Here is a 22,151-nt window from a genome sequence, read left to right on the forward strand (position 1 = left end):
TCGGAGCGGGAAGTCGTGGAGATCGGGGAGGCGCCCGGCACGCTCGTGCGCCTCCCCGGGGAACAACTTCCAGGAAGGGTCGACCAGTTGATCAGCGGGGCAGGAAGCGGCTGGGTTCGCCGTGCCAGGAGACGCTGAGGGCGTCACGAGCGCGTGTTGTCGCGACGAAGAGCAGGGCACGCGCCTTGCGGAGCTCGCGCTGGTACCGGGCGTTGTCGGTGGTTCGGTACTGCTCGATGAAGGTCCGGGGAAGGATGCCCTCTCCGGCCGCGGCGATCGCGAGCCGCTGGTATTCGAGGCCCTTGAAACGGTGCATCGTCCCGACGTGGACCTCGCCCTCGCCGCGCGGTCCCTCCTTGGTGAGTTCGGCGCAGGTGATGCCGGCCGTGGTGGTCAGGTAGTACATGACCTCGTTGACCTTGTTGCGGTCGGCGACACAGACGGCCATCAGGCCGCGGCCGTCGCGGGCGGTCCGTCCGGTCTCGTCGGTGGTGAGTTCGGTCCGCCAGGTCCGGAGGGTCTCGGCCAGTCCGCCGAGTTCCTCGGCCCAGGTGGGGTATCCGGCCAGGACGGGATCGGGGCCGCTCAGCACGGAGCGGAAGCCCGCGAGGTTGTCCCGGCCGTCGTCGAGGTCGTCGAACTCCACGTCCTTGCCGGTGACGACGGTGATGGCCTTGCTCAGGATCTCCTTGGTGGTGCGGTAGCTGAGGGTGAGGCGGCTGGAGCGGCCCCGGATGTTGATGCCGACGGCGCCGAGCGACACCTGGTTGTCGTAGATGCGCTGGTGGGTGTCGCCGGCGATGAAGAGGTCGTCGGGGCCGTCCGCGACCATGGCGCGGAGCATCTTCCAGTGCGCGGGGCTGAGGTCCTGGGCCTCGTCGACGACGATGTGCCGGTAGCGGTGGTGGAGGTAGCGCATGCCCGACTCCGCGTCACGGTGGATCAGATCCTGGGCGCCGATCTGCTCCTTGTAGTCGGCACGGGCGCGGACCTTCGCTGCGCGGCCGATCTCGAACCGGGCGGCGCGCTCGGCGGCCTGGCTCCAGGTCTCCATGTTCAGTTTGTCGAGGCGGGCGGCGAACTGGTCCAGCAGCTTCCACACCGCGGTGCGCTCCGAGCGGTTCAGCGGCCGACCGCGCCCCGCCCGCCGGGCCTGGAGGTACGCCGTGCGGGTCGGAACGGCCTGGCCGAGGACGACCTGCTCCCATTCCTCCAGCAGGAACTCGGGTTCCCAGCCGCGTTCGTCGAGCTCCAGGAGCATGTCCCGCAGCTCCTTCAGCACGACCGGGTTCTCCACCCGGCCGCGGGTACGGCCCGCGAGGCTGTTCTCGGCGAGGACCCGGGCGGTGAGCTGGTCGATGTGGGCGACCTCGACCCGCGCGAGCCGCTCGGGTTCCAGCAGGGAGGCGAGCCGGGCCCGGAGGTCGGTGGTGAGGTTCTTGGTGAAGGTGGTGAGCAGGATCGGCTTGTCCTCGCCCGGCGACAGCCGCTCGGCGAGGTGCGCGACCCGGTGCAGGGCGACGACGGTCTTGCCGGTGCCGGGTCCGCCGGAGACCCTGGCGGGGCCGCTGTAGGCACGGTTGGCCAGCTTGGCCTGGGTGGGGTGGAGGAAGACCTTCCAAGCGCGGAAGTCGCCCTCCCCGATCGCGGCGGCGAGCGCCGCGTCCGAGGTGACCACGGTGACGGTCGTGCGGGCCAGGGCCGCGTCGAAGTCCTCGGGGTTGGGCCGTTCCTCCAGCTCCACCGGGGCGGTGATCTCCCGGCGTACGTCGTCGAGCGGGATCCCGGCGGCCAGGCCGTAGAGCACGTCCTTGGTGAGCAGCGGGGCGCCCTGGACGAGCTGGTCGAGTTCCTCACTGGTGGTGACGACCAACGCCAGCTCGACCAGAGCCTCGGCGACGCCCAGCTCGCGCAGCAGCTCGGCGTCGTAGGCGGCGAGCAGCGGCGCCGCCAGCTCCGCTGCCGGGTCGACCGGGGTGGGCGTGGGCGCAGGGGCGGCCGGGACCTCGTCCGGCTCGGCCTCGGGTTCGGCCGGCGTGAGCGCGATGCCGGCCCTGCGCAGCGCGCTCTCGCCGACCACGGACAGGTCGACGAACTCGATCTCGCCGGTGACCCGGTTGACGGCCACGGACAGCTGCTCGTACACGTCACGGCGGTGCCGTACCGCGATGGCCAGCCAGCTCTCCACACCATCGGCGTGGACCCCCGTACGGGTGAGCAGGACGCGGTACGAGGCGTTGAGGCGCGCGGAGAAGATCCGGCCGTCGCCCTTCAGCGGTTTGAGACGGAGCTCCGAGTGCCAGGGGTCCTGCCGGAAGATCCGGCTGAAGTCGTAGAACTTGCCCTTCACCTGGTGGTCGAGCTTGTAGAGCTCCTGTTCGGCCTTCTGATACAGGCTGAGCCGGGCGGTCATCGCAGAGAGCCTTCCACGTCGTGCGGCGCGTCGGAGGAGGACGCGTCGGGGAGCAGGGAGTAGAGGGTGTCCAGGTGGTCGAGCCAGTCGGCCGCCGTGCGGGCCGTCCATCCCGCGGCCCGGTAGGCGGCGATGCGCCGCTCGGTCTCGTCGTCCGCCGCGTCGTCGGGTTCGCCGGGCAGCCGCGGCGGGACCGGCAGGACGGCGACCTTGACGGCGTCGTCGGCCCAGGCGAAGTCCGCCGGCCACCGGCTGTCGCCGAGCTCGTAGCCGAACTCGGTCGGGGCCGACTTGCCGTGGTCGGCGAGCCGGACCGCCAGATCGAGCAGGGCGGCCTCCTCGTCCGGGTCGATCTCCGGCAGGAAGTCGTTGTCCCAGGTACGGTCCCGGAGCAGCACGACGACCTTCTCCTCGAAGGGGGAGAGGGCGGGGGACGGCGGTTCGGCCGGGGCCTGCGCCGCGTTCAGGGACTCCAGCTCGCCCGCGCCGCCGCACACGGCGAGCGCTTCGAACGGGAACTCCGCTGCCTGGCCGGTCGTCAGCTGGACGCCGTCGCCGCCGGCTCGGGGCAGGAACTGGAGCAGGTTGGACCAGTACAGCCAGGCCCGCCAGCGCTGCTTGTGCTCGTCGGTGTCCAAGGCGGCCGGGTCGTCGTCCAGGCAGGCGAGCACCGTCCAGGCCGGCGCCTGCTGATCGGCGTCGCGCACGGCGAGCACGAGGGGCAGGCCGTTGGTGTCGGTGCTGCGCAGGACGTGCACCGGTTCGACCGGGCCGTCGTCGCCGTTCGTTCCGCCGGTGGGCACGCCGAGGGCCGTCCGCAGGGTCTTCACGAGGACACCGCGCCGGTCGGCGGATCCGGCGAGCACGGTGCCGGGGTGCGCGGTCAGACCGCTGACCAGGGCGTTGGCCCGGCGGGCCCACAAGCGGGGCGCCGGGTCGCGGAGGTACCCGAACAGGGTGTCGATCGGGTTGGTGTGGACCGCGCCCGCCAGCTGCGGCCGGCTGCCGCCCAGTTCCTCGTAGACACCCTTCGCCGCCTCCTGGGCGGCCCACTCGTACGGGGGCCAGACAGGCGCACTCCGGGTCGGGCGCCCCTCGAACAGGTCGAGGTCGTCCCAGGTGAGCTGGAACACCACCGATCCGTCCGCGCGCAGCCCGGTGCGGGCCGCGGCGTCGGTGGCGAGGCGGTTGTGCTCCCTGCTGGCGTGGTAGCGGCGCCCGTCGAGGTACACCTTGACGCTGCCGGCGGGGCCGTTGATCCGGGTGAAGGTGAAGTCCGTCCGCGTTCCGGCCACGCGTTCCTGCGCGGTCAGCCGCCAGTGCAGCCGCCCGTCCCCACCACTGATCTTCAGCTGGCCACTGGCGCGGCCGTCCTCCTCCAGAACGGCGTCCTCGCTCTTCTCGCTCCACGTCCGCAGCGCGGCGAGGAAGCGGGCCTCCAGGTCGGACTCGACCTGGCGGTCCAGGCCGATCAGACCGGTCGAGGCGAGCGCGGTGGTCTTCCAGGCGTCGGCACCCTCCCGGTCGAAGAGCAGCGATTCCAGCAGTGCCAGCGCCTCCAACCGGGAGACCTTCGCCTGGAAGCGCTCGGCGGTGTACCGGTAGAGGCAGCGGTGGCAGGCCCGACGGTGCTCCTCGTCCTTGCAGGCGCAGTCGAGCAGCGCCTCTCGGGCCTTGAGCAGGGTGGCCCGGAACACGGCGGGGTCGGTCAGCCGGTGCAGGTACCCGGTGCCGCCGGGCAGGGCGTCGAACAGCACCAGGAACCAGCGCCGCTCACCGGTGCCGCTGTCCGGCATCGAGGCCAGCGTGTGCTCCAGGTGCTGGGGGTCGCCGCCGAACTGCTTGTCCACGCCGAGCCGCAGCGCCGCCCGGAAGGAGTGGATCTTTTCCTCGACCAGGACGGTCGCGGCCGGCAGCAGGACGCGCAGCGCCTCCGTGCGCAGCTCGTGGCCCAGCAGGACGGGCAGCTGCTCGGCCTCGGAGGCCTTTCCGCGGCGCACCGGGCACCACGGCCGGTGGTGCTTGAGCCGGGGGTCGCGGGCGGCGGAGGTGCTCAGTTCGTCGGTGTCGTGATCGAACACCGGCCGGCCGTCGGCGGTCGCGGCGCCACAGCCGGTGCAGACGTGGAACGGGTTGAGCCGCACCGTGTGCCCGGCGAACTCGTCGGCCGCGGGGATGTCGAAGCGGGCCGGGCCCACGTTCACGGTGCGGATCACGGCCGTGCGGGAGAAGTCCACACCGAAGGTCTCGGTCGTGTGCCGCCACGAGCCGGGCTCCAGCGACTCCTCCGGGATGTCGACGGCGTGCACGACCTCGTAGAAGCGCGGGTCGCGCTCGTCCCGGTCGTCCCGGATCCGGGCATCGTCGCGCTTGTCCCGGGCCGTCACCAGGCGGGGCTGGACGACCTTGAACAGGCACGAGCCGTCGTCCGCTATCGCCCCGCTGCCGCAGCGCGGGCAGGCCGACCGGTCGCCCTCCGCGCCCGAGGTCCGTACGTAGCCGCACTGGGGGCAGACCCGCCAGGTCTGCCAGCCCGGCTGGGAGGCGGTGCCGATGTCGACGCCGGTGATTTCGTGCCGGTACCGGTTGACGTAGAAGGTGTTCCCTGGTGCCAGTTCGGTCAGCGCGAGGCGCTGCGGCCGTTCGTAGGGGCGCAGCTCGGAGTCGTACGAAGGGCGTTCGCCCGGGGGCTTCTCCTCGGGCCAGTACAGCGTCGCCTCCAGGATGGTGGACGCGTCGACCAGCGCGTAGTTGGGCAGCAGCCCGAGCTCCACCAGGGCGCCCTGGCCCGGGGTCTCCTCCAGCAGCTTGCCGAGCTGCTTGCCCACGCCGCGCCGCTCGGCCTCCAGCTCGGCCTTCTGCCGGGCCTCCTCGGGGTCGGCGTCGTGCAGCTCGGCGACGGCCGCGTTGATGTGGGTGATCCGGGTGCGCAGGGTTTCCTCGCGCGCCGCCCAGGCACGGCCGGCCTGCTCGATCGCGCCCCGCACACCGCCGGTCGCGTAGGCCCGGAGATCGGCGGCGGCCTGGTCGCTCACTCCGGTGGGGAACAGCGCCAGGAACCCCGTGACGGCGGCCTCGCCGTGGGTGAGGGCCGCCTCGGTCAGGTCGGCCAGGTAGCCGTCCGGGCCGAACAGCTCCTTGGCCTTGCGGGGGAGACCGGGCAGGACCCGCCCCCCGTGGCCGGTCAGACGGCCGCGGGCCGCGAGGTCCAGCAGGTGCGCGAGGTACTGGCGGCGCAGGATCTCCACCGCGGAGAGGTGGCAGCCGGGCGGGGTGATCGGACCGGCGATCATGTCCTTGGGGCGGTCCAGGTAGTAGAGGTCCCGCTTGCGCCGCTCCGGGATGGTCAGCAGGAAGGCGTTGCCAGTGTGCCGACCCGCCCGGCCGACCCGCTGTGCGTAGTTCGCCGAGGTGCGCGGCAGCGAGGCGAGCACCACGGCGGAAAGGTCGCCGATGTCGATGCCCAGCTCCAGGGTGGGCGTGCAGGACAGCACATTGGGGTCGTTGAAGGCCCGCCCGTCGCTCCGCTTGCGGCGGAACGCCGCCTCGACGGTCTCGCGCTGCTCGCGGTTCAGCATGCCGGTGTGCTCGGCCGTCACCACCTGGTACGGGCCCGCGCTGTGGTAGAGGCGGCGGTAGTAGTCCTCGCGGAACTGCCGGTCCCGGGCGTGCACGTCCGCCTCGCGGGCGTGGGTACCGGCCACCAGCCGTCCGGTGGAGCAGCGGTAGGACGGGCACGGCGCGTCGTGCCACTGGGCGAGCAGGGACGGGTGCACGGTCTGCTCCCAGAAGCAGACCCGGCAGCGCACGTACGCCGTCTCCACGTCCTCGTCGGACAGCAGCAGGGCGTCGATCGCCCCGGGCTGGAGGCCGTGGATCCGGGTGGCGCCGTCCTTCGCGGTGCGCACGGACAGCAGACCGGCGTCGTGCAGGGCGGGCAGCAGCGCGCCCCAGAAGGCGGGCGACTGCTCGCGCGGCAGGCCGAGGGTCCGCCCGGCCCAGCGCTCGTGCCAGGCGAGCCGGCCGCTCACCACGTCGAACTCGCTGCCGTCCTTCGGGCCGGAGAGCAGGAAGACCGGGGCGGCGACGCCCTTCGGGAAGGCCGGCATGCCCTGCGGACGCCGCCCCCACACGAAGTAGCGGCTGGTTCCGGTCTCGGAGAGGTACTGCTCCAGCCAGCGGTGCTTGATCGCGCCGCGCCAGCGCAGCCGCTCCAGGAAGACCCGCAGGAACGCCAGGTAGCGGGCGTCGTCGAGCGGCTCCAGCGTGTCCGCGTGCCCGCTCGACGTGTGCGCCTCGCGGACGAGCGCGACGGCCGCCGCCGGGTCGGTGAGGCGAACGTGCGCGGCCGCGGTGCGGGTGAGCTCCAGGGTGCGGCCCTGGCGGGCCCGCAGGCCGAACTCCATCAGGGTCTGGAAGGCCAGCCGCTCGCCGATCAGCTGCCAGGTGGCCTTGTCGCCCTTGGACTTCCCGGACAGCAGCCGGGCGACGCCGCGCAGGTCGTGCAGGTCCGGCGGGACGACCGCGACCAGGGTGTCGGGGTCGGTGCTGTCCGCGATCACCTCGGCGATCAGGTCGTTCAGCGCCGTCGGCCGGTCCTGCGACAGGTGTGCCACCAGCAGGGCCCGCAGCGAGAAGGTGTAGGAGCGGTTGGCGACGAAGCCGGCCCGGTGCGCCGCGTCCTGCACCGAGTCGTTGAACATCAGGGTCTTGCGCTCGTCGGCCTTCTCGTCGAGCTCGCCGCCGGTGAACAGCCGGGTGATGGAGGCCGCCGCGAGCGCCGCCTGACCGGTACCGAGGTAGCGGACGGCGTTGCGCTCGCCGCAGGCCGGGCACCAGTCCTCCTTGGCCGCGGTGTTGGCAGTGGCACCCCGGTTGACCAGGACGAAGGCGGAGTCGGGCGTGCCGACGCGTGGTTCGCCCGTCTCCGGGTCGAAGTCGGTGAGCGGATCGGGCAGACGGAGACGGCGCCTACCGCCGTCCAGCACCATCAGGTCCCCGCCGGCGCCGTGCAGCTGCCCGCCCCGGGCACCCCGGGCCGAGGCCGCCACGGGCGCCTCGGCGGAGGCCCGCCGGGCCTCCGCGTCGGTGGCGGCGATCAGGTTCCGCACCCGGATCCGGTCCTGGCTGGTGGAGGCCCGGCGGATCTTCGACGGGGTGACCTCCACCTCCAGGTCGTCGCTCTCCGGGGTGAACACCGCCCAGCCGGAGCGCCCGCAGTCACGGCAGTAGACCGCGGGGAGGAAGAGGTTGGCGCTCTCCCCGCCGTTGGCGGTCGTCATCGGGGCGCTGCGCACCGTCTCCGGCGCGCCCGCCTGCGAGGCGTCGCCGGCGTCCCACTGGAACTGGGCGCGGGGCCAGGGCAGCACTCCGCGCAGCACCCGGGACACCGACCGGGCCCACTGGTGCACCTCGATCTGGACCAGCGGCCGGGGCGTGCCGGTGCGGGACTCCGGTGCGCGGGCGGTGGACAGCAGGGCGACGAACCTGGCCAGTGCCTCGGCGGCCTGCTCGGGTCGCTGGGTGATCGCCTGGCCCCAGGAGTAGGCACCCGCGCGCCAGAGGACGGCGAGGACCTCGTCGACGGACTTCAGCTCGCCGTTGAGTGCCGTCATCACGGCCTGGGTCAGGATGTGCCTCTTCAGGCGCGCGCCGAGCTCGAAGCGGTCGAGGCCGCGCTCGCCGGTGAAGGCCTCCGCGAGGGCGTCGAACGCCGCTTCGCTCAGCGTCGGATCGGCCATCGCGGCGAGCTTGTCCGGAGTCGGCACCGGCAGCGGGTCGATCGATTCGGAGGGGATGAACTCCTCGGGGGAGAGGCGCTGTTCGCCGACGACTGCGTCCGCGGTGAACGGCGTGCCGAACACCTCGCCCGCCACCTGGAGCATCGCCTCCGCGCTGTCCGGGCCGGAGTCGGAGGAGAGGGTGGCCGAGGTCGCGACCGGGCAGATCGTGCCCAGCGGACGGTCCGGCTCGGACACGCCGAGCGCGGAGGCCAGGCGGCGCAGCAGCATCGCGACGTCGGTGCCCTGCGCGCCGTCGAAGGTGTGGAACTCGTCGACCACGACGTAGCGCAGGTCCGCCCCGCCCCAGAGCGGGGCGTCGTCGCTGCGCTGGAGGAGCAGGTCGAGCATCTTGTAGTTGGTGATCAGGATGTCGGGCGGGGAGCTCTGCATCGAGGCCCGGTTGGTCTCGACCCGCTCGTAGCGGGTCTTGGAGATGTCGCCGATGTAGAGACCGGCGGTGACGGCGGAGAGCCCGTCGTTGTTGCGGAGGTAGTCGTTGATGCGCAGGGCCTGGTCGGTGGCCAGCGCGTTCATGGGGTAGAGGAGGACGGCCTTCACGCCGTACCGGCCGGCGGTCTTCTCGCGGCGGCAGTGGTCGAGGACGGGGACGAGGAAGGACTCCGTCTTGCCGGAGCCGGTGCCGGTGGTGACCATCGTCGGCTGCGGTGTGCGGCCGTGGGCCGAGCTGAGCCGGGCGAAGGCGCGGGCCTGGTGCGCGTAGGGCGTCCAGCCGTTGCCCGGTGCCCAGTCGAGGGAGGCGCGCCAGGACGGGTCGGCCTGGAGGAAGGGGGTGCGGATCCGCAGGAACGGGCCCCGGAACATGCCGGTGGTCTCGTCGCCGAGGAAGCTGTGCAGCGCGAGCCGCGCGCCCTCGTCCGTCAGTGCGTAGGTGGTCGAGAGGTACTGCAGCAGGCTCTCCTTGAGCGCCCGCGCCTCCAGCGTCGGCCTCACGGTGTGACGGTCCCCCTCGTGGTTCTTCCCCGCCGGGTGTTCGGGTGGTGCTCGCGGGGTGAAGTTTACGGTCGGACACGGACAGTCGCCGTGGCCGGGGCCCGGGGGCGTCTCGGGGCCGCCCGTCGGGTCCCCGAGCCTACTGCGGGGGCGGGTGGGACAAGGGGGTCGTGGCGGAATCGGAATCGGGCGTTCGTGCGGGTCGGGGTGGCTCGGCCGCGAGGGCGGCTGCTCTTCCCCGGGGGTGGCGTGTGCGTGTGCTACTGGGGGTGGGCGGGGGCGATGGTGCACCAGACGGCCTTGCCGATGCCGTCGGGGCGGGGGAAGCAGCCCCAACTGTGGGAGAGGCGGTCGACGAGGAACAGCCCGCGCCCGGCCTCGGCGTCGAGGCCGGGCTGCTTGGTGGTGGCGACGGTGGAGGGGAAGGGACGGCCGGCGTCGTGCACCTCGATGCGCAGTTCGGCGGGCGAGAGCGCGAAGCGCACGAGGAGCAGCCGGTCGGCGGGCACCCGGGCGTGCTGCACGGCATTGGTGACCAGCTCGCTGAGCAGCAGCTCGCCGGTCGACGAGAAGAGGTCAGCGAGCCCGGGCGGGGAGGAACGGAGGAAGTCGAGGAGGAGCCGGCGGGCGACGCCGACGGAACGGCGGTGCTTGGGCAGCCAGGTGGACTGCTCGTGGGGCGAGGGGGAGGGGACCGGGGGGAGGTTGTTGCAGACGTCGGACACGGCTGATCACCCTTCGGTGGTGCGAGTGGTGTGACGGCCGGGGTCGGTGGGCAGGCACCCGTGCCGTGGATCGGGCATGGGGATGCCCGGCCGAAGATCGCCGCGATCACCGTGTGTCGAGCGATCAACTACATGGTGTAGCTTGCACCTGGAGTCGTGCAGATTGCAATAAGCCAATATGCACAGTTGCAGATTGGCTAGTCTGGAGCAGACGGTCCGTCAGCAGTCAGACTTGGACCAGCAGGAGAGGGCAGCGCATGACTGAAGAACTGCGCCCGACGGTGCGAGGCCGCCGCCTGGGCTCGGAGTTGCGAAGGCTTCGCGAGACAGCGGGCCGAACGACCGAGGAGGCTGCGGGCGCGCTGAAGTGCTCGCGAGCCAAGATCAGCCGGATAGAGACCGGGGCGGTCGGGATCAGGCGACTGGACCTGGGCATCCTGCTGGACCTCTATGGAGTGACGAGCCTGGAGGCCAGGGACAGCCTTGAGGATTTGGCCAAGAACACCAAGAAACGAGGCTGGTGGCACGACTACGGGGACACCGTTCCACCTGCCTATGCCGATTTCCTCGGGCTTGAGGGTGACGCTCGGTACATCCGCACGTGGCAGCCCCTGGTGCTTCCCGGTCTGTTGCAGACCGAGGACTACGCGCGGGCCTTGCTCCAGGCGAACCCGGCTGCTGTGCGTCCCGAGCGGATCGACCAACTCGTCAAGATCCGCATGGAGCGCAAGAGTGTGCTCTCGAAGCCAGACGCGGCACGGTTCTGGGCGATCATCTGGGAGCCGGCGCTGCGGTGCCCCGTAGGTGGTCAGGCTGTATGGAAGGCGCAGCTTCGACATTTGGCGGAGGTCGCCCAGTTCCCCAACGTCACGCTGCAGGTCGTTCCGCTCGACGTCGGCGCGACCGCAGGTGCCTGCGGCGCGTTCGTGATGTTCGGGTTCACGGACTCCCCGGCTCCCGGAGCCGTGTTCCTGGAGACGTTGACGAGCAGCCACTACCTGGAGCAGGAGGCCGAACTCGACGGCTACGGACTGGTCTTCGAGTGCCTCCGCTCATCGGCGCTGAATCCCGCCGAGTCGCTGGATAGGATCGCTGCCGTAGAGGCGGAAGCGTGAATACGGGAACGGACCGGAAGAGGTAGGCGCATGACCGTGCCGGAGATGGCCGTTCAGGGCTGGCACAAGAGCAGCTACAGCGCACAGGCCAACGACTGTGTGGAGACGGGTCCTGTTGTGGTCGGCGGGATGGCTGTGCGTGATTCGAAGGATCCCGAGGGGCCTGCGCTGCTGTTCGCCGCTGATGCGTGGGCGGCGTTCGTCGAAGGGCTGAAGGCGGGGGAGTTCCCGCTCGCCTGACGGGGCCGGGTGTGGGGGCCGCGGTGGACCACGACCCCCACAGCCCGGGAAACGTTAGCGTGGGGCCGGACGACGGAAAGAGGTAGGCGCATGACCGTGCGGGATACAGCCGATCGGGTTTGGCACAAGAGCACTTACAGCGGGCCGGACAACGAGTGCGTAGAGGTGGCCAATGGCTTGCTCGGGGTCGTACCGGTCCGCGACTCGAAGGACCCCGAAGGTCCTGCGCTGCTGTTCACAGCCGAGGAGTGGGCGGCGTTCGTTGTCGGGCTGAAGGCGGGGGAGTTCCCGCTCGCCTGATTCCGGTCGGGGTGCGGCTGGCTGCTACCAGGCGGTCAGATCGTCGAGGAAGTCGCGGTAGGAGTGGTTGCTGCCGGTGGGCTTCGCCGGCGCGTGACCGAGGCGGACAGCGGCCTGAACGACCGTCTGGCTGTCGCTCTCCCTGTAGGGCGGCTTCCCGAGCCGGCGCTGCAACTCCTCCTTCGGGTTGCGTATCTGCGCGGTGTCCCGATTCCGGAGCTGCTGAGGCACCGTCCACCCCGCGTGGACCTCTGGAAAGGCGTCGGGGAACAGCAGCAGCCAACCCTCCGTCTCCCAGGTCGCCAGCGCGAGGGCGAGCGGTGCGGGGCAGCGGTCGGCGAACTCGGCCCGCAGTTTGGCGCGTACGGCGTCGTAGCTGCGGCGCGAGACGTCGTCGAGGTCGAGGTGCATGGCGAGGCCGTGCAGGTCCGCCTTCTCCTTGGCCGCGAGTGCTTTGGCCTTCTGGACGATCTTCGTCACCCGGGAGGAGAGGTTCGTTCCGGTGGCGTCCTTCAGGGCGACCGGGTCATTGATGGACGCGACCTTGCCGGTGAAGGCGCGCAGATGAGCCCTGACGAGGTGGGTGAGCGCCTCCCGGTCATTCGTGCTCTCGCCCGCGACGACGATGATCCGGGCCTTGCTACCGCTGCCCTTTACGCCTTTGGATGGCTTGCTCACAAGCCGCCGCCCAGGGCACCGGAGAACCACAGCTCGCCGAGTGGAAGCCCTTCGCTGGCGGTGCGGATCTCGCGCACCTCGTCAGCACTGAGCGACGGAATGCGTGAAGCGCCGTAATGGTCGCGCTCGCAGACCACGAACTCCTCAGGTTCGAGCCGGTCCACTAGGGCGGGAGAGTGCGTCGTCACGATGAACTGACTGCGTTCACTCGCCTCGCGCAGGCGCTCGACGAGCAATTCGAGTGCCTGCGGGTGCAGGCCGTGGTCCAGCTCCTCCACGCACGTGAGTGCGGGCGGCGCCGGGTCGTAGAGCATGGCAAGCAGGCTCAGGAGGCGCACTGTCCCGAAGGAGGCATCGGCGAGCGAGGTCGGGCGCCGTAGACCCTGCTCGGAGAGCTGGACCTCAACATATTCACCAGCTCCACCGATCGTGGCAAAGTTGATGTCCTCCAGGTTCGGAAGAGCAACCCGGGCATCCTCGACCAGCCTGTTCCAAGCTGTCTCGTCGTGTGCTGCGAGATTGGTCAAGAAGAGAGCAAGGTTGGCGGCGTTGTGTCCCAGTTGCACTGGACGGCTGTGCGGTACACCCGTGATGAGCATCTGTCGTGCGGTACTGGTGCCTCTCCGGACCGGCCGGGTCAGAGACGGGCCGGCCGGCACTCGTTGAGGTGTGCGAGCCGCAGCCACATTCACGTCGAACACTCGGAAGGACGACAGCACCTCTGCAATGGTCGCCACCTCCTGCCCGCCCTCGGTCGGAGCGAGTCGCGGAAGGGTGGAGAGGCCGCTGCTGAGCTTTCGAATTCCGAGGCTTCGTTCCCCTGAATCCTCGATGTCGTCGGACGCCGTATGCCCGATCGTGTCAGTAACCACCGCTTCCTCACCTGAGACAGTGATTCGTCGGCCTCTGCCCTTGTTCCGCTTGAACGTGAACGACTCGCTGCGGCTGATGCTGTAGCCCTCGATGGCGCGCTTGTTGCCGCGCCGGTTGATGGTCAGCTGGTACTCGTCGGGAGCCGCAGCCGACGCGTGGGACGTCCACCGTGCCTGCAATCGGATGCGCATCATCGTCGGCGGGCGGTCGCCGCCCCAGAACGCCAGCTCGTCAAAGCCTCCCCGTGACGAGAGAGCGGGGTCGAGGTCGGTGTTGATGATGTCCGCGAGGAAGCGGAACACCTGGAGCACGTTCGACTTGCCCACGCCGTTCGGACCGACCAGGACGGTCAGGCCGCCGAGGGGCAGGGAGATCCGCTGAAGGCTGCGGAAGTTCTCCACGTCGAGTCGGAGAAGCCGGCGGTCTGTCATGGCCTGACCTTACTGTCATCGTCGGACACCGCCACAGAGGCGCCCGGCACCTCCTGTCGCACCGGATCCCACTTGCCGCGGGCCACCTCTGCGTCCAGGCGCGCCTGGAAAACGGCGTGCGCCTCGCGCATCTCGCGCTCGCGGTCGGCCTTGTAGAAGGGCGCGGTGTAGCCGTCGGGGACGGGTGCGTTGTCCGGGTCGGCGAGGTAGGCAGTGAGCTGGGCGAAGCTCTCCTTGGACTGGCGCTGCCCGATCGTGCGGGCATTGCCGGCCAGCTTCCAGCCCTCCGCGTCGAACCAGGTGACGGCCTCGTACTTCTGGAGAACGGGGAACCGGCCCCGGTATGCGGCGATGAGTGCATCCGCATCCATGCCGAGCCAGACCGCGACGAGCGCATCGATCTCCACCAGCGCGGACCGGCGGGCCCGCTCCGAGCGCAGCGGGGTCTCCCGCCGCCATTCCGGAGTGACCTCGTGCAGCGGCTGGAGGCCCGGCCAGTCACAGGCCCACGGCTCATAGGCAGACCACGTCGCGTCGTACAACTCGGACCAGAGGTCGGCGTATGCGCGGGTGAGGCAGTTGAGGCGCAGGGTGCGAAGGAGGAGAGCAGATGCAAGGGGGTGGTCAGGGGATGGGGCTGGGAGGCGGCGGGCTTGAGTGACGTCCAGGTTACTTGTACCGGTCGTGCGGAGGAGGTAATCGACTGGCACCGATGACCAGAATCCGGCAACAAGTGAGGTTTCACGTCGACTGGAAAGTGCCATGCTGCGAATTCCGTCGATGTGTGTCGGGCCTACGGGAATGATCGCTGCGTAGATGCTGCGCTCAGTATCGGGGGCAATCATTTTGCGCCACGCCACGCGGTAGAAGGTCGAGTACCGTCGGCGAGAGCGAGAAACTAGAATGGAATCGACCTCCTCCTCTGTTGCTGAATTTGTGCTGGAATTTCGACTCTCGGCAGCCTTGGTGCGGGCGGCGGTAATTGCCGAATCACTCATGCGGAGTTTCTTGAGTGTGGAGTAATTGACCCACCGGTCCTGAGCTGCAAGATATTCGCGGCTCCTTCCCGCAGTTCGAACGTATGCGGTATCTGGGATGAAATCGGTGTCGAGGGTTACGAGATCGGTGCCATGGGGGTCATTGCTGTTCGCGTCGTGACGCTTAAAAATGGGAGTCGCTACGCCGATTTGGATACCTTTGAGGATTACCTGACGCCAGCGGTCTGGATGGTTTGAAGATTCCTCGGAGTCTTCGGAGCGACTGTAGTCGATCAAGCTGGAATCTTTGGCGCCACTCTCGTCGTAGCCGCGCGAGATTCGCGGATTAAGCGCACTTAGGCGCAATGGATACCTCGCTAGCGCATCGATTGCGGTGGCCTCCGCTGTGCTAACCGGAAAGAGTAGACGGGTGCGTTCTACTTGCCCCCTCTCTTCGTCTAGCAGTCGTTGCCAGATGGAAAGTGTTGCGGGATTCACTCGAATAACCCTCGCGTGGTGGGGGCGTTCATCGAATCCCCTGTTGCGATATCGAATGCCAGGCATCTCGCCAGTTCCATCATGGCTTACTGAGTGGCGCAAAGTGTCTACCGATACGAGCCAGGAAAGGTGGTCGAAGTCGACGGACCCGGTCTTCCCGTAGACGTGCACGCCGAAATGGGTAGATTCCCCGACAGGCTTGGGGAAGAATCGATGCCCCGGATTTGAGAAGTCTCCGTGGATTCGCAGTCGCTGATAGGCAGCCTCTCGAAGCGCCCCTTCCTTGTCACCGGTGAAGTGTGAGTCGGGATGAACCAGCCCTGCCGTTCCCAGGGGTGAAGAGTGTGCCCATACCTGACACATGAACGCACGATACAGATCCGGCTGAGTGCCTGAAAGTAGCGGATAAGCTTGATCGGATCCGAAGAGAGCGACCTGCCCGCTGATGGGTCTAAGCTCGTCCAGAATGTACTGTCGTACGTTCGGCAGCTGCAGCAAATCGCTCTTTCGACGCTGTTTTTCCGCCACTGGCGCCTTCTCGGTGAGCACGAACCACGGCTCGTGCTCCGCCAACACCGCCGCCTCATCCCAGCGGGGCCGCACCCAGGGTGGGTTGCCCACCTGGAGGTCGAAGCCGCTGTGACGGGCGAAGACCGCGCCGAAGTCCAGTTCCCAATGCAGGAAGCCCTGACGTTCTGCGATCTTCTGGGTGACGGCCAACCAAGGGAAGCGTTCGTCGAGCTTGGATACCGAGTCCATTCCCATGAATCCCGGCAGGCCCTCCTCGTATCCCTCGATCTTCTTGAGTGATCCGAGATCGGCGACGAGCGTGCCCTCCGGCTGGTCGTCTGTGCCGAGCATGGCCTCGGCGAAGTCCAGCCAGTCCGCGAAATCAGCCAGAGCGATGACCGGGCGTCGTGTGGGGCCCGCCATGCGCCGACGTGTTCCGGTGGGGGCCTTGCGTGCGGCCGCTATGGGAGCGGCATCGCTGAGCGCAGACAACAGAGACTCCTGGTCGTTGCCCATGCTGAACAGCGACGACTGTTCTGGGATGCCCAGCCCGACGGCAGGCAGGGTCGGCTCGACCTCGCCCACCTGGGGCAGCCCGGCTAGTGCGGCGACTGCGAGTTCGTCGTCATGCGCCTCGTACACCGCCGCGCTGCCGTCCAGCAGCGACGCCTCCTCCACCGGCCAGAACCACAGCGCGCACCAGGTGTCCATCATGGTCTTCAGCCGCCAGTACGGCGTCCCGGGCGTCTCGAAGAGGTCCCGGTAGACCTTCTCCTTCGGCACCGCGCCTTCGGGCCGGCGCAGGAAGGCGTACTCCGCCGGGTCTTCCGACTCCGAGGCTTCCGCGCCCCACACATCTATCCGGCGCGAGATCTCGCCCTCCGAGATCTCCATCCTCCGCACGACCAGCTCCCACAGGAACTCAGCCCGCCGGGCCACCGCCTGCAGCCTCGCCAGCTGCGACAGCTTCTGCCCCCGCGCGGCCTTCACCGTCGGCGGCTTCAGGATCCCCTTCTTCCACGCCGCGAGCTGCTTCGTCTCCTCCGGCGCGAGCGCCCGAGCCTCCTTCTCCCCGGCGACCGCCGCCCACCCCGGCGCCGGCAGCAGGAACTGGTGCACAGCACCCTCCGGAAGCTCCTGCCGCGTCACGCCGTCTTCGCCGATGAACGGGAGCGGCGTCGGGCCCAGCGCGCCCTTGGCCTTCAGCCAGAGCTTTTCCTTCGCCCCGACGTCCTCCCCGCTGAACACAGCCCGCCGTCCACCGATCAGCGAGTTGCCGCGCCGCAGGTGCAGGCCGAACCACGGCGCCTGCATGCCAGGGTGCATGGTGTTGAGCCAGAGCGAGACCTCCGCCAGCTCGACACCCGTCGCATTCAAGTCGACGCCGTACGCATTGTGCAGGGCGATGTACGCCTTGGCCTTCTGCTCCTCCTCCAGCGCCTTACTGGTCGGAATCGAGACGCCCAACTCGTCCTGCCGCCGCCGCAGGTACTCCTTCGCGACCTGGTTGATCGCCTCGTTCAGGAACGCCCCCGACCCGAGTGCCGGCTCGCAGATCCGGTATTTGAGCAGCTCGGCCGCCCGCGTTGGGACGACCTCCCCGTTCTCGTCCTTCTCCTGGTCTAGCCGGTGCTTGAGCGTCAGCTCCACCGTCACCTTGGTCAGCGACTCCGGCGTGTAATAAGAGGCAGACGTCTGCCTCTCCCGCCCCGCCAACCGGTAGACGAACGAGCCCTTCCGGTACACCTTCCGCCCGCGCAGACCCTTCCGCGCGTCCCGCTCGTCGTATTCGACGAACACCTCGTCCGGGTACTCGCCCTGCCGGTCGGCCGGGATCATCCACGAACCGTCCTTCGGATCGCCGCCCTTGGCGACCTCCCGCAGCTCCTGGTCGGCGATGAAGCCGGTGTACGACATCAGGCCCTCGTACACCGCGCCCAGCTGGTTGATGCCCAGGTTGCGGTAGGAGATGAAGCCGCCGCGCTCGCCGCGCCGCGCGTTCTTCATGGTGAGCAGCCGCAGTACCTCGTGCAGCGCCGCGTTCCGCAGCCGCAGGTCCAGCCAGGCCGGGCAGTCGTCCTCCGCCCGCGGGTCCAGCGTATTGCCGCCGATCAGGGTGACGGACTTGTCCTCGAACAGCGTGCTGTGCAGCGGCTCGAAGCGCAGCCCGCGGTCCTCGCTGCGACGTGCGGCCTTGGCCTTCCGCGTCTCCACGTCGTCGCCGGGCAGTTCGTCGTCCGGCTCGCTGCCGTAGCGGCGGTGGCCGTGGTTGACCTTGTGGAACAGCACGTCCAAGGACGAGTACAGGTGGTACCCCTCCCGTGCCGCCGGCTCGACCAGCTCCTCGTCCCGGGCCACGAGCTCACGCAGCCGCGCCATCGAGTACCCGGCCTCGTAACTGCCGTCGTCCGCCGGGAGGATGCCGAGCTCCGGCCGGGCCTCGGCGTACAGCAGGAAGAGGATCCGGTACAGGTACCGCAGCGTCTCGCGGGTGAGCCGCTTGGCGAACGGGGTGCGGCCGTCCTCCAGGTCGGCGGGGGTCAGCCCGGCAGCGGTGATCCGGTCCAGGACCTCCTGGGCGATGATCTCCACGGACCGCTGCAGACCGTCCCGCAGCTCGCCGCTGACGCCGACGGCGTTGGTGGCGGAGGCCTTGAGCAGGGTGTCGAGCAGTGGTTCGGCGCCGTTGTCGCCGGGGCGCAGCATGTCCCGGCCGAACAGGGCGGCCAGCATGGCGAGTTCGCCGCCCTGCTTGCGGTCGTTGCGCTCCAGCGCCGCGTCCAGGTTGACGGCCAGGTACCGGCCCTCGCCCCAGCTGTTGCGGTCGGCGAGGACGAGCACACCGCCGATCAGCAGCAGCACGAAGCGCGGCGGGCTGCCCTCGGGGCCGCCGATCTTGCCGGCGAACAGCCAGGAGGCGAGCGCGGCGCCGTCCGCGTAGCTCTCTGCGGCGCTGACCCGCAGCGGGGTGAGCAGCCGCCCCGGCCCGTTCGCGTCGAGGGCGGCGTCGTTCTCCGCGGCCCAGCCGCAGTCCACCGCCACGACGCCGTGTCCGTGGTAGGCGACCTGGACGGTGTGGTCCTTGCCCGCCCGGTGGACGGTCAGCTCGGCCGGGCCGCCGTCGTCGTACCCGAGGGCGCGCAGCACCGACTGGTGCCATTCGGTGAGCCGCTTCGTCCACTCGGCGTTGCCGTACGTGCGGCGGGCGTACTCGTCCTCGGCGTCTGTGCGGTCGGCCTCGGCGAAGAACGGGCGCATGTCGTCGCCGAAGTAGGCGGCGCGCAGGGTACGGACGCGCTCGCGGGCGGTGGTGCGGGGGTCGTGCTCGTCGCCCTCGCGCAGTGTCCACGGGTCGAAGACGTGCTTCTTCAGGTCGGCCGGGAGCTGCTCGGCGAAGTAGTGCGCCGCGAAGTACTCGCCGCGGTTGCCGAAGGAGTCGTGGACGGTGCTCATCGGTTCTCGGTCTCCAGGTGCGAGGGTCCGGCCGGGGCGGTTCCGGCGTCCAGGGGCTCCAGGACGGCGAGCAGGCGCAGCATCGGCGCGCCGGCCGTCTCCAGCGACTTGACCAGGTCGAAGCGGCGGCTCGCGGTCAGCGCCGCCTGCTGCTTGCCGGCTGTGCCGCCGGTGAACAGGGCGCCCTGCTTCCACTGGGTCAGCCGCTTGCGGTAGGGGGCGAGGGTCGCGTCGACCTGCTGCCGGTAGGCGTCTTCGCGCGATTCCAGGAATCCGGTGGCGGCGGTGATCGCGGCCGGGACCAGGCCTTGGAGGCCGGGCAGGTCGTGCGGCGCGGCCCGGCCCGGCATGGACGGGTTCACCCCCGCGCGGCTGAGCCAGTCGTTGTCCAGCGTCTCCACCACGGGCTCGCCGGGCAGGCCGGAGACGGCCATCCACTCGACGACGGTCGGGCGGCCGAGCGCGTTGGAGTAGATCCCCTGGACGAGGAAGACCGGCGCGGGGACGGCAGCGGCCAGCACCGGGGCCTCGTGGCGGCCGATCTCGACGAGCACCTTGTCGGTGAGCCAGTCCAGCACCGGGTGGATGTCGGTGAGGTAGGAGACGTTGGGCCACAGCGACTCCGAGGAGTCGCGGGCGACGGCCAGCCGCTTCCCGGCGAGTTCCTTGGAGAAGGTCACCCGGAGCCGGCCGGGCTCGTCCCGGCGGGGGAGGATCCGCTGCTCGTCCAGGTAGGACTTGGGCAGGGCCCGGAACCGGTAGGCGAGGTCGCGCGGCGGTTCGAACGCGAGGGTGCCGTCCGGGTCGCGGCGCAGGGACAGTTCGTCCTCCGGGTTGGTGCGGCAGACCTGCCGCAGGCCCGCCTCGAAGTAGGCGGCGGTGTCGGGGAAGAGGCGCAGGACCTGCGCGCGCGGCACCTCGCGGCGGGTCGGCGCGGCGCCGACCTGCGCGAGCAGTCCGGCGAGCAGTCCGCCGCCGGCCTGCCGGGACGCCTTGATGGACTGCTCGACGGTGCGGCCGGCGATCAGGTCCTTGGTGAGGCGGTTCTCCTCCTCCTGCGCCCGGTAGAGGCCGGTGGCGGCCTCGGCGGAGCCGTCGATCTTGTGCGCCTCCTCCTCGCGCCGCAGCAGCTTCTCGCCCACCAGGCGGTCGTCCAGGGTGCGGGGTTCGCCGGTGACGGGGTCGGTGCGCCACGGCAGGTCGCTGGTGAGGACCAGGGCGCGGAACTGCGGGGAGCGCTTCTGCCCGTAGCGGTCGATGCGGCCGTTGCGCTGCTCGATCCGGATCAGCGACCAGGGCAGGTCGTAGTGGATCAGCAGGTGGCACTGCTGGTGCAGGTTGACGCCCTCGGAGGCGACGTCGCCGGTGAAGAGCAACCGGACGGGTTCGTCCCGCAGACCGAAGCTCTCGATGATCTTCATCTGCTCCTGGTCGCTGGTCGCCTCGCCGTGCATCACCTGGACGGCGTGCGTGCCGCCGCGGCCGTGGCCGTAGGCGAGCCAGGGCTTGCGGTCGTCCGGGCTCGGGCCCCTGGTGAAGCCCAGCGCCGCCGGTACCGCCTCGGCCAGCCACTTCAGGGTGGGGATGCGCTCGGAGAAGACCACCACGCGGACGTCCGACCCGGGGCCGACACCCAGCTCGCGCAGCTCGGCGACCAGCGCGCGGAGCTTCGCGGAGTCGTCGTCGCCGATGGCGCCGGCCAGTCGCTCCAGCTCGGTCAGGGCGGCGAGCTCGGCCGCGGTCTCCTCGGCGGTGCGCCTGCGGCGGCCGGACCTCGCGGTGGCCGGTCCGTCGTCCGCCGGCTGCTCCTTGACCGCCGTGCTCAGCGTCTTCTTGCGGGTGGCGACGGTCTGGAGGAGGGCGTGGTGCGAGGAGAGGAAGGACTTGAGCAGGTTGTAGGCGTCGAGCTGGCTGAAGGCCGCGGATGCGTCGGCGCCGTCGCGCGGGATCCAGCGCGACGCCAGCTCCTCGAAGACGGCGAGCTCCGCCTCGCTCGCGGCGGCGGGCACGGGTACCGACGGTCCCCGGTCGGCCCAGGCACCCTTGAGGGAGTCGCGTACCTCCGGGGTGGTCTTGGTCCGGCGGATGTAGAGGTGTTCCAGGTCGGACACCTCGTAGCGGTCGGGGTCGACGATGGCCGCCGGGTCGAGCAGCTTGATCAGCTCGGCGAACGAGCGGGCGTCGCCGTTGTGCGGGGTCGCGGAGGCCAGGACCAGGGCGTCGGTGCGCCGGGCGAGGAGCTGGGCGAGGGCGTTGGTGTCGGTACCGCGGTTCACCAGGCGGTGCGACTCGTCGATCACCACCGCGTCCCACTCGGTCCTGTCGAGGTGGTGGGCGTACTGCCCGTCGCGCTTCAGAGTGTCGACCGAGACGATCACGCGCTTGAAGTAGGCGAACGGGTTGCGGCCCGAGGGGATCTCCTGCTGGATCCGCTGGATTCCGGTGGAGTCCAGCCGCACCAGCGGGATCGCGAAGCGCGTCCACAGCTCGCGCTGGAACTGCTCCAGGACGTGCTGGGGCGTGACCACCAGGATCCGCTCGCCGCGGCCGCGGCGGATCAGCTCGGCCAGGACCAGGCCGATCTCCAGGGTCTTGCCGAGACCGACGACGTCCGCGATCAGCAGGCGCGGCTGCGGGTTGGCCATGGAGAGGGCGAGTTCGGCGGGGCGGAGCTGGTGGGTCTGGGCGTCCATGAGGAAGTTGTCCGCCAGCCCGAGGCCGTGTTCGGTCTGGGGGAGGAAGGACTTGCGGACCACCGCCTCCAGGTAGAGGCGGGCCCGCCGGTGGTTCGGGGAGTCGTCCGCGACCAGGGCGGTCTCACGGGGATCGAGGACCTGGATGTCGTCGAGGCGGCTGTAGAAGACGGCCTCGGTGCCGCGGACGAAGGAGGAGACGCCGGTGACCTCGACCATGAATCTGTCGTGGGTGGTCGCCGTCACCTTGCGGACCAGCCACTGCTCGTCCCGGACCAGGACCTGAGAACCCGGGGCGAACCCGGGCCCGGCCGCCCGGTCGCCGGGGGACGTGGGCGGGGCCGGTTCGGGCTCCCAGTCGGTCCAGCCGAAATCGGACGCCTCCGTTGTCCCGGTTGCCGCCGCTCCGGTCGCCGTCATGTCGCCGGACTCCGCGTCGACCGCCACGCCGTACTCCCACTCACTTGCACTCGCCAGTTGCCTTGCCCTGCTGCGCCGAACACGCCCGGGC

Annotated in this window: 10 protein-coding genes; 3 read left to right on the top strand and 7 right to left on the bottom strand. The window is 70.0% G+C overall.

Annotated features, from left to right (window positions below):
- Positions 1 to 91: 91 nt before the first annotated feature.
- The 3 genes from ACFVFS_RS00055 to ACFVFS_RS00065 form a co-directional block, all read right to left on the bottom strand.
- A complete protein-coding gene (locus ACFVFS_RS00055; protein ID WP_380618317.1) occupies positions 92 to 2,413 on the bottom strand; it encodes a UvrD-helicase domain-containing protein in 2,322 nt (773 codons plus the stop codon).
- Positions 2,410 to 9,147 carry a DEAD/DEAH box helicase gene (locus ACFVFS_RS00060; protein ID WP_380618319.1) on the bottom strand — a complete coding sequence of 2,246 codons (6,738 nt, stop codon included), beginning with the start codon at positions 9,145 to 9,147 and terminating at the stop codon, positions 2,410 to 2,412. Before ACFVFS_RS00060 ends, ACFVFS_RS00055 begins: the two co-directional genes overlap by 4 nt.
- Positions 9,148 to 9,407: 260 nt before the next feature.
- On the bottom strand, positions 9,408 to 9,872 hold the full coding sequence (locus ACFVFS_RS00065; RefSeq protein WP_380618321.1) for an ATP-binding protein: 465 nt from the start codon (positions 9,870 to 9,872) through the stop codon (positions 9,408 to 9,410).
- Between the two features lie 257 nt (positions 9,873 to 10,129).
- On the opposite strand from ACFVFS_RS00065, the gene ACFVFS_RS00070 reads away from it, so the two are divergent.
- From ACFVFS_RS00070 to ACFVFS_RS00080, 3 genes are all read left to right on the top strand, one after another.
- On the top strand, positions 10,130 to 10,987 hold the full coding sequence (locus ACFVFS_RS00070; protein ID WP_380618323.1) for a helix-turn-helix domain-containing protein: 858 nt from the start codon (positions 10,130 to 10,132) through the stop codon (positions 10,985 to 10,987).
- A 30-nt stretch (positions 10,988 to 11,017) separates the two neighbouring features.
- Positions 11,018 to 11,227 carry a DUF397 domain-containing protein gene (locus ACFVFS_RS00075; RefSeq protein ID WP_380618325.1) on the top strand — a complete coding sequence of 70 codons (210 nt, stop codon included), beginning with the start codon at positions 11,018 to 11,020 and terminating at the stop codon, positions 11,225 to 11,227.
- A gap of 90 nt (positions 11,228 to 11,317) precedes the next feature.
- A complete protein-coding gene (locus tag ACFVFS_RS00080) occupies positions 11,318 to 11,527 on the top strand; it encodes a DUF397 domain-containing protein (protein ID WP_380618327.1) in 210 nt (69 codons plus the stop codon).
- Positions 11,528 to 11,551: 24 nt separating this feature from the next.
- On the opposite strand, the gene ACFVFS_RS00085 is transcribed toward ACFVFS_RS00080, so the two are convergent.
- From ACFVFS_RS00085 to ACFVFS_RS00100, 4 genes are read right to left on the bottom strand one after another with little or no spacing between them, the layout of a single operon-like run.
- A complete protein-coding gene (locus tag ACFVFS_RS00085) occupies positions 11,552 to 12,205 on the bottom strand; it encodes a hypothetical protein (RefSeq protein WP_380618329.1) in 654 nt (217 codons plus the stop codon).
- On the bottom strand, positions 12,202 to 13,509 hold the full coding sequence (locus tag ACFVFS_RS00090; protein ID WP_380618331.1) for an AAA family ATPase: 1,308 nt from the start codon (positions 13,507 to 13,509) through the stop codon (positions 12,202 to 12,204). The genes ACFVFS_RS00085 and ACFVFS_RS00090 overlap by 4 nt, the downstream gene beginning before the upstream one ends.
- Positions 13,506 to 18,947 carry a hypothetical protein gene (locus tag ACFVFS_RS00095; RefSeq protein WP_380618333.1) on the bottom strand — a complete coding sequence of 1,814 codons (5,442 nt, stop codon included), beginning with the start codon at positions 18,945 to 18,947 and terminating at the stop codon, positions 13,506 to 13,508. The genes ACFVFS_RS00090 and ACFVFS_RS00095 overlap by 4 nt, the downstream gene beginning before the upstream one ends.
- Positions 18,944 to 22,087: an SNF2-related protein gene (locus ACFVFS_RS00100; RefSeq protein ID WP_380618335.1), complete on the bottom strand. Its 3,144-nt coding sequence runs from the start codon at positions 22,085 to 22,087 to the stop codon at positions 18,944 to 18,946. Before ACFVFS_RS00100 ends, ACFVFS_RS00095 begins: the two co-directional genes overlap by 4 nt.
- Between the last annotated feature and the right edge of the window lie 64 nt (positions 22,088 to 22,151).

It is taken from the genome of Kitasatospora sp. NPDC057692 (assembly GCF_042799475.1).
GTDB lineage: Bacteria > Actinomycetota > Actinomycetes > Streptomycetales > Streptomycetaceae > Kitasatospora.